The organism is Hymenobacter metallicola (assembly GCF_004745645.1).
Classification (GTDB): domain Bacteria; phylum Bacteroidota; class Bacteroidia; order Cytophagales; family Hymenobacteraceae; genus Hymenobacter; species Hymenobacter metallicola.
In genome coordinates, this window is sequence record NZ_SRMB01000001.1 from 113,799 (window position 1) to 127,977 (window position 14,179).

The 14,179-nt window shown below is 61.4% G+C and carries 14 protein-coding genes; 8 read left to right on the forward strand and 6 right to left on the reverse strand.

From position 1 onward, the window contains the following. Positions 1–46: 46 nt before the first annotated feature. Together E5K02_RS00515 and E5K02_RS00520 are read left to right on the forward strand one after the other, a co-directional pair. Positions 47–466, forward strand: coding sequence for a helix-turn-helix domain-containing protein (locus tag E5K02_RS00515; protein ID WP_135391353.1), 420 nt, complete (start codon positions 47–49; stop codon positions 464–466). 78 nt (positions 467–544) lie between these two features. Then, entirely contained in the window at positions 545–1,306 is a 762-nt protein-coding gene (locus tag E5K02_RS00520; RefSeq protein ID WP_135391354.1) for an SDR family NAD(P)-dependent oxidoreductase, read from the forward strand. A 131-nt stretch (positions 1,307–1,437) separates the two neighbouring features. On the opposite strand, the gene E5K02_RS25405 is transcribed toward E5K02_RS00520, so the two are convergent. The 4 genes from E5K02_RS25405 to E5K02_RS00535 all read right to left on the reverse strand — a co-directional run bounded on the left by E5K02_RS25405 (position 1,438) and on the right by E5K02_RS00535 (position 3,614). Continuing rightward, positions 1,438–1,614, reverse strand: coding sequence for a hypothetical protein (locus tag E5K02_RS25405; RefSeq protein WP_167856223.1), 177 nt, complete (start codon positions 1,612–1,614; stop codon positions 1,438–1,440). Positions 1,615–1,829: 215 nt separating this feature from the next. Then, positions 1,830–2,294, reverse strand: a complete 465-nt coding sequence (locus E5K02_RS00525; protein WP_135391355.1) for a hypothetical protein — start codon at positions 2,292–2,294, stop codon at positions 1,830–1,832. Positions 2,295–2,415: 121 nt separating this feature from the next. Then, a complete protein-coding gene (locus tag E5K02_RS00530) occupies positions 2,416–3,036 on the reverse strand; it encodes a 2'-5' RNA ligase family protein (protein ID WP_135391356.1) in 621 nt (206 codons plus the stop codon). A gap of 5 nt (positions 3,037–3,041) precedes the next feature. Further along, a complete protein-coding gene (locus tag E5K02_RS00535; RefSeq protein WP_135391357.1) occupies positions 3,042–3,614 on the reverse strand; it encodes a DUF1572 family protein in 573 nt (190 codons plus the stop codon). 202 nt (positions 3,615–3,816) lie between these two features. Between E5K02_RS00535 and E5K02_RS00540 the strand changes: the two genes are divergently transcribed. Next, entirely contained in the window at positions 3,817–4,575 is a 759-nt protein-coding gene (locus E5K02_RS00540; RefSeq protein ID WP_135391358.1) for an acyl-CoA desaturase, read from the forward strand. On the opposite strand, the gene E5K02_RS00545 is transcribed toward E5K02_RS00540, so the two are convergent. Further along, entirely contained in the window at positions 4,572–7,157 is a 2,586-nt protein-coding gene (locus E5K02_RS00545) for an outer membrane beta-barrel family protein (protein WP_135391359.1), read from the reverse strand. The two genes, E5K02_RS00540 and E5K02_RS00545, sit on opposite strands and share 4 nt — an antisense overlap. Positions 7,158–7,711: 554 nt before the next feature. Here E5K02_RS00545 and E5K02_RS00550 point away from each other — a divergent pair. From E5K02_RS00550 to E5K02_RS00560, 3 genes are all read left to right on the forward strand, one after another. Continuing rightward, positions 7,712–8,074 carry a hypothetical protein gene (locus E5K02_RS00550; RefSeq protein WP_135391360.1) on the forward strand — a complete coding sequence of 121 codons (363 nt, stop codon included), beginning with the start codon at positions 7,712–7,714 and terminating at the stop codon, positions 8,072–8,074. An 11-nt stretch (positions 8,075–8,085) separates the two neighbouring features. Continuing rightward, positions 8,086–8,625: a PAS domain-containing protein gene (locus E5K02_RS00555; RefSeq protein ID WP_135391361.1), complete on the forward strand. Its 540-nt coding sequence runs from the start codon at positions 8,086–8,088 to the stop codon at positions 8,623–8,625. Positions 8,626–8,976: 351 nt separating this feature from the next. Next, positions 8,977–11,085, forward strand: a complete 2,109-nt coding sequence (locus E5K02_RS00560) for a hypothetical protein (RefSeq protein ID WP_167856224.1) — start codon at positions 8,977–8,979, stop codon at positions 11,083–11,085. A 53-nt stretch (positions 11,086–11,138) separates the two neighbouring features. On the opposite strand, the gene E5K02_RS00565 is transcribed toward E5K02_RS00560, so the two are convergent. Continuing rightward, positions 11,139–12,161, reverse strand: coding sequence for a hypothetical protein (locus tag E5K02_RS00565; protein WP_135391363.1), 1,023 nt, complete (start codon positions 12,159–12,161; stop codon positions 11,139–11,141). A 122-nt stretch (positions 12,162–12,283) separates the two neighbouring features. On the opposite strand from E5K02_RS00565, the gene E5K02_RS00570 reads away from it, so the two are divergent. Further along, complete coding sequence (locus E5K02_RS00570; protein ID WP_135391364.1) at positions 12,284–12,466, forward strand: DUF2256 domain-containing protein; 183 nt, start codon at positions 12,284–12,286, stop codon at positions 12,464–12,466. Positions 12,467–12,541: 75 nt separating this feature from the next. Beyond that, positions 12,542–14,170, forward strand: coding sequence for an amidase (locus tag E5K02_RS00575; RefSeq protein WP_135391365.1), 1,629 nt, complete (start codon positions 12,542–12,544; stop codon positions 14,168–14,170). Positions 14,171–14,179: the final 9 nt, after the last annotated feature.

Here is a 14,179-nt window from a genome sequence, read left to right on the forward strand (position 1 = left end):
TGTCGTCGCCCGGCAGTATCTCAACCCTTACCCGCACCACAACGCCATGCCTACCACGCCCATTCCGAAGAAACTGCTGGCCCGGCAGCACGAAATTACGGCCGACTTTCTGCGCCTCATCGACGAGCATCTGGCCGATATTGCCAGTGGCCGGGTTACCGAAATGCTCGAAATCCGGGATTTTGCCGACCAGCTCCACATTCACCCCACCCACCTGAGCAATACCATCAAGCTCACCACCGGGCAGGCGCCCTGCTACTTTTTCGAGGCCCGCATTATGGATGTGGCCCGGCAGCAGCTACTGGACCCCCGCCGCTCGGTAGCCGACATTGCCATGGGCCTGACCTTTGACCCGTCGAACTTCACCAAGTTTTTCAAACGCTTTGCCGGCCTCACGCCCAAGCAGTACCGGGAGCAGGCGTGGGAAGCGCAGCGCCTGGCAAAATCGGAAACTGTCACCATTTAAACGGAAGCTCTCACCATACTTTCGGTAGCTGAAGCCGCCACCTTTGTCTTGTTCTACCCTAGAAACCAAGACACAGCCATGAGTACTTCCAAAATTGCCCTCGTCACGGGTGGCAGCCGCGGCCTGGGCCACAACAGCGCCCTGCAGCTGGCCCAAGCCGGCCACGACCTGATCATTACCTACCGCAGCAAAGCCGCCGAAGCCCAGGCTACCGTTCAGCAACTTGAAGCCCTGGGCCGCCGGGCGGTGGCCCTGCCGCTCGACACGAGCCAAACCGCCACGTTTCCGGCCTTCGTCGCTGCGGTTTCGGAGCAGCTGCAGCAGAAGTGGCAGCGCTCCAGCTTCGATTTTCTAATTAACAACGCCGGTATCGATGCCCCCTCGCCCTTCCCCGAAACCACCGAGGAAGACTTTGATAACCTGCTGAACGTCCACTTCAAAGGCGTGTATTTCCTGACCCAGAAGCTGCTGCCGCTGCTGGCCGATGGGGGCGGCATCGTGAACTTCTCCACGGGCCTGGCCCGCTTTACCACGCCCGGGTACGCAGCCTACGCCTCGATGAAAGGCGCCGTAGAAACCCTGACCAAGTACATGGCCAAGGAGCTGGGCAGCCGGGGCATCCGGGCCAACGTGGTAGCACCGGGCATTATCAAAACCGACTTCACGGCGGCGGCCCGCGCGGCCCACCCGCAGCTGGAGCAGTACATGAGCGGCAACACGGCCCTGGGCCGCATTGGGGAGCCCGACGACGTGGGCGGGGTAGTGGCTTTCCTCTGCTCCGACGCCGCCCGCTGGGTGAATGCCCAGCGCCTGGAAGCCTCCGGAGGCTACGCGCTCTAGAAAGAATAGTAGCTTAAAACGGCCCCGTTGAAGTTCAGCGGGGCCGTTTTTTTGTCGGCGCCGAGCCCGTATAAACACAAACTGCCAGCCCTGGGCAGGGTTGGCAGTTACCACTGGCTTGGAAAGGGCTACTAGGCGCTCCGCAAACGGGACTTCTGATAGGCATCAAAGCTAGTGCGTAGGGCTGCTAATACGGCCGCATACTGGCGTTTGGCATCCTGGCTGGACTCCAGCTGGTGCAGCTGGTGGTTGATCAGGTCGCAAAACTCGTCTCGCGAAAAGCGGGATACTGGGGCGGGCTTTTGCACAGTCAGAAAGAGAAAAAATGCTGCAACTAGGAGGAGCGTAAAGTGCAATAATAGCAATTTATTCTACGCAAGATCAGCAGAAGAGCCGGAGCTTCTCAAGCTCAACAGTGCAAAAAGGCGCCGGACGCCCGTTGCCGCCCGATAAACACAGCGGCGCCCGGGTTTACCCGGGCGCCGCTGTAAATACCGCATGAGGTTACTGATGCGCTATACCGCTAGAAGCGGAACAGGGGCCGGGCCGGATTCCAGATGCCCCACGGAATCATGAGCAGCACCAGCAGCAGGGCCACGGTAAACCACACGAAGGCGCGCTTGTGCTTGAGAACGGGGTCGGCAGCCTTCTTGGACAGAGAGCGGCCCACCTGAGCGGCAACGACGGCCAGAATCATGGTGGCAATATGCTCGACGCCCCAGAAGCGGCCAATGGGGTCTTTCATCACGGCGCTGCCGGCCGTTTCAAAGGCTTTCACCCCGAACGGGCTCAGGCCGAAATACAGAAGCAGGCCCAGCAGCAGCTGCAGGTGCATGGAGCCCACAAAGGCGGCGCCCATGCCGTTGTCGGCGCCCACGTAGGGCTTGCGGCCCTGCCACCCACCCAGGGCGCGGAATACGGCAATCAACCCAAAAATTACCACCAGCCAGCGGCTCCAGGAGTGAAGAGTAAGTACGGCGTTGTACATAAGCAGAAAGGAAGAGTGAAGCGGTAAAGGTCGGGTGCGAAAACCAGATTGCCGCGCCCGGCAGCCAAAAAGTGCGGGTGCGGGGCGCGGCGGTATATACTACCCGGTGCGGGCTCCCGCGCTACGTTTGCTGGGGCGGAGCCAGGGCAGCCGGCACGGGGCAGGCAGTGGTTTCGGGCTCGTGCGGTGCAGGCGGCTGAGCCGGGGCGCCATCAAACGGGAACAGCTCTTCACACAGAAACAGCTCGCCTTCCTGGCGCAGAATCGCCAGGTTGTCGAGCATGAGCTTGAGGTTGAAAGTCTGCTGGTTCAGGTACTGTAGCACCGGGCCCAGCAGCTCGGGGGTGGTATCGTGCAGGGCCAGGGAAATATGCGGCAGCCAGCAGTCGGGGCCGCTGAACTTGTCGGTGCGCAGGCACAGCGGGGCCGTAGCCTTAATGATGCGCTGGTGCAGGCGGTTTAGCTCGTCGGTTCGCAGCACCGGAATGTAGATAACCGGGTTGGGACCCGGAAATACGCCCAGGCCGGTGGTGTGCACCTCGAAGGGCTCGGTGGTGCTGGCCACTTCGCTCAGCACGCTTTTCAGGGCCGAGAGCTTGCGCACCCCGGCCAGCTGGTAGGTAATGTGCGGGTCGGGGGTGGCCTGCACGTCGTCGAGGCCGAACTCCATTTCCAGCCCCTTAATGATGCGGTTGATGCGGGCCGCGTACTGCGGCGTGAGCAAAGTGGTAATGGCGAGCATACTGGCTAAACTCCGGAAGGGGCCGTTGGGTTGAGGCGGGCCCGCATTTGCTGGTTAAACTGCTCACTCTGGCCGCGGGGCACACTCAGGGTTTGCCAGGCCGCGCCGCGCAGTTGCTTGGCCAGCTGCACCACCTGGCCGCTGTGGTAGGCGTAGTGGGTGGCCTGGCGCTCCAGCGCTGCCAAGGCCGTGTGGCTTTCCCCACGAATGGTGACGGTGCGTAGCAAATCGGCGGGCTGCAGCGAGTCGAGCAGGGCAAAGAGGATGGGCCAGGTGGCGTGCCAGCGCTGCTGCAGGGCCTCGACTTCGGCCTCGGTGCTGGGCTGGACAAATTCCTGGTCGCGCTGCCGGTCGGGCTTTTCGCCGTCGGTGGTCAGGAAGTCGGTGAAGCGGGAGCGGAGGTTGCCACTCATGTGCTGCACAATAACGGCCGCGCTGTTGGCGCCGGGTGCGGGCTCCACGAGCCACTCGGCCGTGGTCAGCTGGGCCAGGGCCCGCTCGGTCAGGGTTTTGTAGGTGGTGAAGTTGTGGCGCAGCGTGGCCAGCACCGCCAGGCCCAGGGTATCGGTAGTCGACATAGCAAAACCAGAAAAGCGCGAACCGGAAAGCGGGGGCAAGAAAAGCAAAAACCGGCAGTTGTCGCCGGCCGGTACGCTGCTTTTTCGGGCAACCACCCGCTGAAATGCAGCACATTGCCTATCTTCCCCAGCTGCCCCGAGGCGTCTGGTTCGGAGCCTGGGCGTGCTGTCAGCCGGTAGTCACCTTTTTGCTGGTTTGTATATGGCTATTCTCGCCTTTTTTCTGGTGCACTGGTACGCGTCGCTGTTTACCCAGTCCTTTTTCCAGCACCGCTACGCCGCCCACAAAATGTTTACCATGAGTCGGCTCTGGGAGCGGGTCTTTTTTGTATTCACTTACCTCTGCCAGGGCTCTTCCTTTCTCTCGCCGCGGGCTTACGCCCTGCTGCACCGCATGCACCACGCCTACTCCGACACGGAGCGCGACCCGCACTCCCCGCACTACTCCTCGAATGCCTTTCTGATGATGTGGAAAACCCGCGCCATCTACCACGACGTGCTCTACGGCCGCTCCGCGGTGGCCGAGCGGTTCCGGCACGGCGACTACCCCGAGTGGACCACCCTGGATACTTTCGGCAACAAGTGGTATTCCCGCGTGGGCTGGGGCATTTTCTACATCCTGTTCTACGTGCAGTTTGCCACCGCGTGGTGGCAGTATCTGCTGCTGCCCATTCACTTCTCCATGGGGGCCGTGCACGGGGCCATCGTCAACTGGAGCGGGCATAAGTACGGCTACCAGAACTTCGATAACCACGATAAGTCGCGCAATTCGCTGTTCTTCGATTTCCTGACCGGCGGGGAGCTGTTTCAGAACAACCACCACAAGCTGCCCAGCCGCGTCAACTTCGGCGTGAAGTGGTGGGAGCTGGACCCCATCTACCCCGTCATCTGGACCCTGGACAAGCTCACCGTTATCCGGCTCCGGCCGGACTCCCTGCCGCGGCCCGCGCCGGCGGCTTAGCCCTGGCCGCCGCCTTCCTTCTGGTCGTCGTTGCGGATGCTCTTTTTGGGGCGGGCGGGCCGGTTTTCGAGCTTGCCAAACTGGTAGTTGAAGCTGATGCGCAGAATCCGGTTGCGGAAGTAGGAGTTGTCGGTGTAGGTAAACTGGTCGGACGCCAGGTCGTTGCGGAAGATCAGCAGGCGGTTGAAGGGGTTGATAACGGCCAGGGTGAAGCTGCCCTTCTTGTCGAGGATTTCCTTTTTCACGGCCAGGTTATAGCTCCGGTAGCCCGACGCCAAGCCCTGCAGCTGCACCCGGCGCGAATTGAAAAGGCCCGTAAACTGGGCGCTCCAGCCCTTGTCGAACTCCCAGGAAGAGGTGATGTTGGCGTTGTGCATCAGGCCGCCGTTTTCCAGGTTCAGGGCCTGGCTGCGCAGCCACATGTAGTAGATATTCACGTTGGCCGTCAGGTTCCACTTGGGCAGGGGCTTGGTCGAGCCCGACACGCTTAGGCCGTAGGTCGCATTGCGGGCCACGTTCTGAAAGGTAGTGTAGAGCAGGCGGGTAGTATCAGCTATGGGCAGCACGTCCTGGGCCCGCACCGTGCGCGCAATGGCCTCAATGGCATTGTTGGTCTGGCGCCAGTAGCCCGAAAACGTAATCGAGCTTTTGTTGATATAGGTGTTATAACCCAGCTCGTAGGCGTCGGTCAGCTCGGCGTCGAGGCCGGGGTTGCCCACCAGCACGTTGCGCGGGTTGCTGGTATTGATGTAGGGGTTGAGGTAGAAAATACTGGGCCGCTGAATCCGGCGGTTGTAGCTGAGCTTGATTTTCTGGTCCTTGGTCACGTCCCAGGCGGCCTGCACGCTGGGCACCAGGTTGGTGTAGTCGGTCTGGAGCCGGGCCTGGTCGCTCATAAAGTCGCCGTCGATGCGGGTGTGCTCCAGGCGGCCACCTACCTTGAAGGTCAGCGTCTTGCCCACGGCAAAGCCATAGGTCAGGTAGCCAGCGTACACGTTCTGGTCGTAGCGAAACTGGTTGGAGCGGCTGGGCACCAGCTCAAACCCGCGGCCGTTGAGACTGTCGGCTTCGATGCTGTAGTTGCTGCGCACGTTGCGCAGAATGCTTTTCACCCCGATTTCCAGCGTTTTGGTGCTGTCCAGGGGCTGCACGTAGTCGGTCTGGAACGTCGTTTCCTGGTTGCGGTTGTCGTTGCGGCCCTTTTCCCGGTAGTCGATGTAGCTGCTCACGTCGGTGTAGCGCTGCTGGTCCAGGTCGTAGTTGGTTTGCCCGTTGTTGACCGTGTACAAGGCCAGAAAGCTCAGCTCCTGGCGCGGCCGGGGCAGGGTGCGGGTGTAGCCAAAGTTCAGGTCGAGGTTGTGGCTGCCGTTCTGGTTCTCAATTTCGCGGTTGTACTCATCCTGCACGGTGGGCAGAACAAAGCGCGTAAACTGGGCGCGGGAGTTGGTGAAATTAAACACGTTGCCCCGTACGCTTACGTTCAGCGCGTCCTTGGGCGTGAGGTCGTAGTCGAGGCCCAGCTGCCCGAAGTAGCCCCCGCCGAAGTTGGTGAAGTCGCCGCGCTGCTCCAGGGTGCTTTGCTGGCCGCCGGGCAGAAAGTCGGTGCGCCGGCTCTGGTTGCGGGCCAGGTTCAGAAACAGATTGGTGCCTACGTTGGTGTTCAGGCCCAGCTTGCCCTGCCGGCTGTTTACCGTGCCGCTGGCAAAGGCCCCGCGGGTGCCCAGTGAAGTATTCACCGACCCGTTGACGCCCTCCAGGTTGTTTTTCTTCAGGTTGATGTTGACAATGCCCGCCGAGCCTTCCGCGTCGTACTTGGCCGAGGGCGAGGTGATGACCTCCACGCTTTTGATCTGGTCGGCCGGAATCTGCTTGAGGGCATCGGCCAGGTTGGAGGCCAGAATCGAGGAGGGCTTGTTGTTGACCAGCACCCGAATATTGGTGGAGCCCCGCAGCTGCAGGTTGCCGTTCAAATCCACGGAAAGCAGCGGTACTTTCTGCAGCACGTCGCTGGCCGTGCCGCCGGCGTTGCTCAGGTCTTTTTCGGCGTTGTACACGATGCGGTCCACCTTGTTTTCTACCAGCTCCCGCTCCCCGGTTACCTTCACCTCCCCGAGCTGCTGCACGCTGGGCGCCAGCTTCACCACTCCCAGGTCCACCACCGACTCATTGGTGTTAAATGCCACGTTTTCCACGGTGCGGGGCTGGTAGCCCACAAAGCTGACTGTCACCTTATACAGGCCCGCCTTGACTTTGGTCAGCACAAACCGGCCCTGGTCGTCGCAGATAGCCCCGTCTACGGTGTTGCCGGTCGTCTGCTCCAACAGCGCCACCGTGGCAAACTCTACGGGCGCCCCGGTTTTTTCGTGCACCACGCTGCCCAGCAGGCGTCCCTTCGCCGCGGCCGACGCTATGCTGCTGCCAGCCGGGGCGGCCAGCGTCTGGGCCCGGGCCGGGGCGGCTACTGCCAGCTGCGCCAGCAAGGCCAGGGTGGGTACCAGCAAACAAGGACGGCTGGTAGAGGTCTTACGCGAAAGAAATGGGGCGCTGAACAGGCCGGAAGCGGGGTAGGGGGTGTCAGTCATCGCGCGGGCATCTTGGGTTTACGAATTGTTTCGTAGTGCAAACATATACGAAACAATTCGTATTTTGAAAGAAACCATACGATATATTTCGTATATAAATTATTCCAATAAGCGTAGGGGAGGAGTGAAGTACCCGAAAGACTAGGCCGCTTCCGGATAGGTTGCTTGGAATGGTAAAATAATTATAGTGCAGCAAGCCTAGGCACCAATGCATGCGTTAACAAGCACCGCTTCGCTGGCCTGCCCCGCTGCCAATTGATAACGTTGGAGCTTACTTGATTTAGTATTATTCAAATATGGGAAACTGACTCGTCCTAACTAGGTCAACGGCGTGTGGTCTTAAACGCTGAATAAGTATGGTAAAAAATATGTCTGTGAAAATCAATAAGAACCGAATATGGGTCTGCAAGCTCGACCGTAGAGTGAACTTTCAGGGGTGGCAGACGTTGGGCACAATAGTATATTTGTATAGATCAGTTTTAGCGGACAGCGGCTCCCGGTAGGGGATGGCCCAGCCGCCAAGGCTACTCAAATTGATACACTTCAGTTGAAGTATGGACGAAATCTTATTTGACGTCAACCTGCAACAGCTGCCCGATGAGTACCTCACCGGGGAGTGGTGCGTGTCGGACCGGGTGCTGAATCGGAGTAATCCGGATAGCACCCTGGCCCAGGCCACGCGCCTGCTGCTGCAGCCCGGCACGCTGCAGGTACACGCGCCCACGCAGCAGGACAACGGCCACTGGTCGGTGGAGCGCGACGGGCTGCTGAATCGGCCTTACCTGGAACTGCAACTTCTGCAGGAAGAAACCCGGGCCCTGATTACGCGCCTGCGCCGCTCAGCCGATGGCTTGCAGAGCCAGCTTAACTTATATTTTCAGTCGGGCATGGAGCTGCAGCTCGCCCAACCCTGTTGATTTCTTTTGCTATGGCAAACGCTGAATTATTATCCAACGAAGAGCAGATTCGCCGGCAGGCGGAAGCGCAGTTTCGATTGTTCGCCGATTTTATCCCGCAGCTGGTGTGGTTTACGGATCCGCAGGGCTACCACACTTACTTCAACCAGCGCTGGGTCGACTTTACCGGTTACTCGCTCGAGGATAGCGTAGGGCCCGATATGTGGAACAACCTGCTGCATCCCGACGACCGGCAGCGGGCCCGCGACATCTGGGGGCATTCGTTGGCTACCGGCGAGTTCTACGAAATCGAGTACCGCTTCAAAAGCAAAAACGGTGACTACCGCTGGTTTCTGGGCCAGGCCCAGCCTCAGTACGATGAAGCGGGCGCCATCCGTCAGTGGTTTGGTACCTGCACTGATATTCACGACCAAAAGCTGACCGAGCTGACCTTGCGCCGTCGTGAGCAGGAGCTGGAGCGCGCCTACGCCGACCTGGAAGTGAAAGTGACTTTCCGCAACCTGGAGCTCGAGCGCCAGATGCAGGAGTTGCGCCAGCGCCTGGGCGAGTAACTCCGCGCGCCCCTTCCCTTTGAAAGCCCTTGCCAGCTGGCAGGGCTTTTTTTATTGCCCGCTTGGTTGCTGACTGGAGCCGCCCGCGGCCTAACGAATAAGAATGCGCTAGCCCGGACAGGAGAGTTTGGAGTTGCTACCGCGCCGTTTGTGCCAGTGCGCCCAGTAGGGGCATATAGTTGAGTTTCGCTTGCAGGCCGACCGGAGCCGGATACAACCGTGGCCGGCCCGTTCTGCGTTAAGGTCATTTTCCGTTGTCTTTTCTTCTCCGTGAATCCAACCTCATCTGCCCCCGCTAAAAGCGAGTTGTTGGCTTCAGCCGGCCGAAAAAAGCGCCGTTGGCCCTACTGGATGGCAGGCATCGTGCTCCTGCTGCTCGTGGCCCTGGCAACAGCCAGTCAGCTGCTCGACCCCTGGCTGCGCCGGACCCTGGAAAAGCAGGTGGCCCAGAAAAGCCAGGGTCGCTACCAGCTGCGCATCGGCCGGTTGCATACCAGCTTGGGTAGTGGGACTATAACGCTGGGCGACGTCCGGCTACGGCCCGCCAAAGCGGCTGCCCTGTGGCAGGCAACCCCCTTGCCCCGCCTGCTGGCGGACGTGCAGCAAATTCGCATTGCTGGCGTCGGGTTATGGGCTTTGCTGCGCGGCGCCGAGGTGCCGGTGGGCTCCGTGGTAGTCAGCGGTGGGCGGGTACGGGTGCTGCACTGGCCCAGGCCCCGCCCCGATGCTCGCCCCTTACACGAGCAGCTGCCCCGGCGTATTAACGGCCTGCGCATTGGTTACGTGGCCTTGCAGGGGGTGCAGCTGGCCTACGGAGCCCTAGCCCGGCCCACGGCCAGCGTACGTCAGGTTAACTTTACCGCCCAGGATATCCTGCTGAGCCGGGCCGGGGCTGCCGATACCCAACGGCTTGCCTACACCGCCGCATTTGGCGGCCGAGTGGCCGGGGTCATCGGAACCGTAGCGCAGCACCGCTTCAGGATAGGCAACGCGCAGTTTTCTTCCCAAAGCCAGCGTCTTACCCTCGATTCGGTGCGGATTCGCTCCTTGCTCGGCGTGCAGGAGCGGGGCAAAACCATTCGGGTAGAGATGCTGCTGCCCCGGCTGCGCCTCACCGGTATCAGCAGTGCCGAGCTGCGGCGCAGGCAGCTCCGCCTCGATTCGGTGGTGCTACGCCGGCCGTGGGTGGCCGCCGCCCTGCCTACCCAGCCCCCGCCACCCATCCACGAGGCGCTGGCGCCCTATGTGCCGTATCTGGCCCTGGCGCACGTGGCGGTCAGCGGTGGCACGCTGCACCTGACGGGTATTCCACCCCGGCCGCGCATTCAGGATATTCATCTGCGGGCCGACAACGTGCTGCTCACCGCCGCCGGCGCCCGGGCCCCGGCCCGAATCTGGTATGCCCGTGCCTGGGCGCTGCGCACGGGCCGGATTCAAAACAACGTGTCGGCGCCGGTGTACTGGCTGGGTATTCGGAGCACCGAGCTGCTGACCCGCACGGGGCTGATTCGAGCCAACGATATTACCCTGCGCCCCACGATGACGCCCGCTGCCCTGGCCCGCCTCAAAGGCCATCAGACGCCCCACATTACCGTGCGGGCGCCCAGGGTGCAGGTTGCCGGGTTCGACTTTGCCGCCTTCAGCCAGCACAACGCACTGCTGGCCAACAGTCTGGAGCTGTCGGGCCTGCGTGTGCTCATTGCCGGGGACGGGCGCTTTCCCCTGAATCCTAATCCTTCTCTGGTCACCCAGGAGTCGTTGGCCAAGCTGCCGGTCCGGCTCAATGTGCGGCGGGTTACGCTCACCAAGGGCTACGTAGCCACTTCCTACGTAGGGCCCAAAACCGGGAAAAGCGGCAACATCACCTTCAACCGGCTGCGGGTGAGTCTGCGCAACGTTACCAACGACCCGCGGCTGATGACGGCCGCCACCCCACTCGTGGCCCAGGCCAGCGGCTGGATGCAGAACAGCTGGTATGCCCAGGCCTCGTTCCGCATTCCGCTGCTCGACCCCCGCGGGAGCCACAGCGGGCAGGGTTCCTTTGGGCGGGGCTCCATTACCCTGCTCAACTCCGTAACCGAGCCTAGCCGCCTGGTGCGGTTTGAAAGCGGCAATGTGGAGCGGGCCACGGTGCAGTTTCGGGGCAACCGCCAGCAAATTTCCGGTACCATGCGGGCCGAGTATTCCGACCTGAAAATGACCCTGCTTAGCCAGCAGGGCGGCCCCGATCAGAAAACCCTTTTCACCAAGCTTGGCTCCAAGCTTCTTAATGGCGTCGTCATCCGGGATGACAACCCGCGGGGCCTGGGGGGCAACAAGCTCAAGACCGGCTCGATGCAAAGCCGGCGCGACTTGCGCGTGTCGGTGTTCTCTTTGTGGCGACAAGGGCTGGTTAGCGGGCTGCTCAACAGCATTGGCGCCCCCAAAAAAGTAGCCCAGCGCATCAGCGAAGCTCCTTAAGGAAGCCTGGCTATTGCACTGGGCTACTTTCTTGCGCGCGGTAGTGGGCCTACTTAGAACTTCAGTTTTGCGGTGCTATAGGAAGACACCGGCGGCGTCTGGCCGGCCTGCAGCGCGTTGATGTTAGAGTAGAGCACGTAGGTTTCGTTGGCCGTGCGCCGGGCCATGGTGGTCGGGTACTGGGGCGGAGTCGTAAACGTGCCGCTCACCGAGGCGTCCGTCCAGTTTTTGGTCGTAGCCAGCCGGTACACCTTGGATTGGGCATTCACGGCCACGTACAGCGTATTCACGTCCTGCAGCTGGATTCCGTCGATACCAATCAGGTTTTCGCTGATGCCGACTTTGACAAAATCCTTGGGACTGGCCAGGGGTACTTTGAATAGGCTGCCATCATCGGTTTTAGCCACCAGCAGGTAGCCATCGGGGTGAATTTCGATACCGTTGAGCCCAAACTGGCCAGCGGGAGCGGCCAGGCGCTGATCCTCCAAAAACACGCTGGCGACCCCGCTAGCGTTTACTTTATAGATGATGGGGGCAAAGCTGTCGGTAACATAGGTGTTGCCGTCGATATCTACCGCCAGGTCGTTGGCAAAATGACTCAGGTTGGGGCGCAGACTACCCAGGTTGGTGTAGCTCAGGCGCTGGCCCGTGCTCCCAAAACTGACCAGCGCGGCCAGCTTGCCCTGGGTAGCGGCCTTGGTTCTGGTTTTGTTGTAGCCCGGGTCGGATACGGCGACCAGCAGCCGGTTGCGCAGGCCATCAATCTGCAGGCCCACCGACGACACCAGGCTGGTATCGGTGGCGAAGGGGAAGTAGCTCCCGTCGCCGAGGACCTGCCCGATGGTGCCAGTGGTCAGGGAGCTGACCAGGAAACGGCCGTTGTTGGTGTCCAGCTCCAGGCCTTCCGGATACAGGTTGGCTTGGGTAAAGGTGACGACATCGGGGCCGTCGGGCACGGGAATAATAGCCGGCTCGCTCGAGTTCAGACAAGCCGAAAGACCCACGGAACCCAGCAGCAGGGCCGAGGCTTTGGGCAGAGAAGACCACGTAAACAAGGAAGTACGCAAGAAGGACATCAGCAAAAAGGAGTTAATGAGATAGGGTAAGGCCAAATAAGGCAACAGCGGAAATCTGGAAAGGATGCTACTGCAACAATCCCGGGGCAGGGGAGTTAACGAAGACGCCCGTCTTTTCGCATATGCCCCGGTCAACTGCTTCCCGCCCCGCAAAATTGGTCAAAGGTAACCTCCCTACCAAAGTATGCCTCACCTGCGGCCGGCCTTTTGAATACCGCAAGAAATGGCGCAACTGCTGGGAGGAGGTAAAGTACTGCGGGGAGCGGTGCCAACGCAACAAGCCGACCCGCCCCGCAAGTTCATGAGATGACTAGGTCCTGTAGTAAGGGCCTTGCTGAAGTCGGGATGGGAGCTGTAACTTGAAGCCCAAACTCTGACGAATGAATCGACGACTGTTTCTCCGTAACGGCAGCCTGGCGGGCGTGGCCCTTTCTACCCTGACCTTTGGTGCCTGCGCCTCTGAATCCAAAGACCCGCAGCAGGCCGCGGACGGCGCCGGCCCGGCCTCCGACAGCTTCGAGCTGCAGGAAGCTACCATTGCCGAGCTGCAGCAGCAAATGAGCAGCGGGCAGCGCACGGCCCGCAGCCTCACCGAGCTGTACTTAAAGCGCATCGAGGCCATCGACAAAAACGGCCCCCGGCTCAACTCGGTGATTGAAGTAAACCCCGACGCGCTGGCCATGGCCGACGCCCTGGACAAGGAGCGCAAAGCCGGCAAGCTGCGCGGCCCCCTGCACGGCATTCCGGTGCTGATTAAAGACAACATCGACACGGCCGACCAGATGCAGACCACGGCCGGGGCCCTGGTGCTGGCCGGGCACAAGGCCCAGCGGGATGCCTTTATCGTGCAGAAGCTGCGGGCCGCCGGAGCCGTGCTGCTGGGCAAAACCAACCTGAGCGAGTGGGCTAATTTCCGCTCGACGCGCTCGACCAGCGGCTGGAGCAGCCGGGGCGGCCAAACCAAGAATGCCTACATCCTGGACCGCACCCCTAGCGGCTCCAGCTCGGGCTCGGGCGTGGCCGTGGCGGCCAACCTCTGCGCCGTGGCCATCGGCACCGAAACCGACGGCTCGGTCGTGTCGCCGGCTTCGTGCTCGGGCATTGTCGGCATCAAGCCCACGGTGGGCCTGCTCAGCCGGTCGGGTATTATTCCGATTTCGGCTACCCAGGATACGGCTGGCCCCATGGCCCGCACCGTGCGCGACGCAGCCCTGCTGCTCGGCGCCCTCACGGGCGCAGACGCGGCCGATGCCGTAACCCAGGAAAGCACCGGTAAGGCCCCGGCCGACTACAGCACTTTTCTGAAGACCGACGGCTTGCAGGGCAAGCGCCTGGGCGTGGAGAAAAACCACCTGAAAGGCAGCTCCGACGCTATTGCGCTGCTACACGCGGCCCTGGAGCAACTTAAAGCGCAGGGAGCTACCATTGTGGAAGTCGAGCTGGAAAAGCAAATCGACCCGCTGGGCGAGGCCGAGTACGACGTGCTGCTCTACGAATTCAAGGACGGGGTGAATAAGTACCTGAGCACGGCCGGCGCCCAGGTCAAAACCATTGAAGAGGTCATGGCCTTCAACACCCAGAACAAGGCTAAAGCCATGCCTTTCTTCCAACAGGAAATCCTGGAAGCCTCCAACAAAACCGACGGGCTGGGCAGCGCCAAGTACCAGGCGGCCCGGAAGAAGTCGCACCAAGGCGCCCGGCAGGCCCTCGACGCGGCCCTGCGCGACAACCGCCTCGACGCCATCGTGGCCGTCACCAACGGCCCCGCGCCCTGCCTCGACCTGATCAACGGGGACTCCTGGAAAGGGCCAGGCTTTTCCTCGCCCGCGGCCATGGCCGGCTACCCCCACATCACCGTGCCCATGGGCCAGGCCCACGGGTTGCCCGTCGGGCTGTCGTTTGTGGGCGGAGCTTACCAGGAAGGCCCCCTGCTGACGTTGGCTTATGCCTACGAGCAAGCCAGTAAGAAGCGCGTGGCCCCCGAGTTTCGGGCGCCGTTTGTCGGGTAGGCAGCCAGC

Excerpts from the sequence above, each read along its gene's own strand:
- E5K02_RS00515 (WP_135391353.1), top strand. The coding sequence starts at position 47 with ATGCCTACCACGCCCATTCCGAAGAAACTGCTGGCCCGGCAGCACGAA.
- E5K02_RS00520 (WP_135391354.1), top strand. The coding sequence starts at position 545 with ATGAGTACTTCCAAAATTGCCCTCGTCACGGGTGGCAGCCGCGGCCTG.
- E5K02_RS00525 (WP_135391355.1), bottom strand. The coding sequence starts at position 2,294 with ATGTACAACGCCGTACTTACTCTTCACTCCTGGAGCCGCTGGCTGGTG.
- E5K02_RS00530 (WP_135391356.1), bottom strand. The coding sequence starts at position 3,036 with ATGCTCGCCATTACCACTTTGCTCACGCCGCAGTACGCGGCCCGCATC.
- E5K02_RS00535 (WP_135391357.1), bottom strand. The coding sequence starts at position 3,614 with ATGTCGACTACCGATACCCTGGGCCTGGCGGTGCTGGCCACGCTGCGC.
- E5K02_RS00540 (WP_135391358.1), top strand. The coding sequence starts at position 3,817 with ATGGCTATTCTCGCCTTTTTTCTGGTGCACTGGTACGCGTCGCTGTTT.
- E5K02_RS00545 (WP_135391359.1), bottom strand. The coding sequence starts at position 7,157 with ATGACTGACACCCCCTACCCCGCTTCCGGCCTGTTCAGCGCCCCATTT.
- E5K02_RS00550 (WP_135391360.1), top strand. The coding sequence starts at position 7,712 with ATGGACGAAATCTTATTTGACGTCAACCTGCAACAGCTGCCCGATGAG.
- E5K02_RS00555 (WP_135391361.1), top strand. The coding sequence starts at position 8,086 with ATGGCAAACGCTGAATTATTATCCAACGAAGAGCAGATTCGCCGGCAG.
- E5K02_RS00560 (WP_167856224.1), top strand. The coding sequence starts at position 8,977 with ATGGCAGGCATCGTGCTCCTGCTGCTCGTGGCCCTGGCAACAGCCAGT.
- E5K02_RS00565 (WP_135391363.1), bottom strand. The coding sequence starts at position 12,161 with ATGTCCTTCTTGCGTACTTCCTTGTTTACGTGGTCTTCTCTGCCCAAA.
- E5K02_RS00570 (WP_135391364.1), top strand. The coding sequence starts at position 12,284 with ATGCCCCGGTCAACTGCTTCCCGCCCCGCAAAATTGGTCAAAGGTAAC.
- E5K02_RS00575 (WP_135391365.1), top strand. The coding sequence starts at position 12,542 with ATGAATCGACGACTGTTTCTCCGTAACGGCAGCCTGGCGGGCGTGGCC.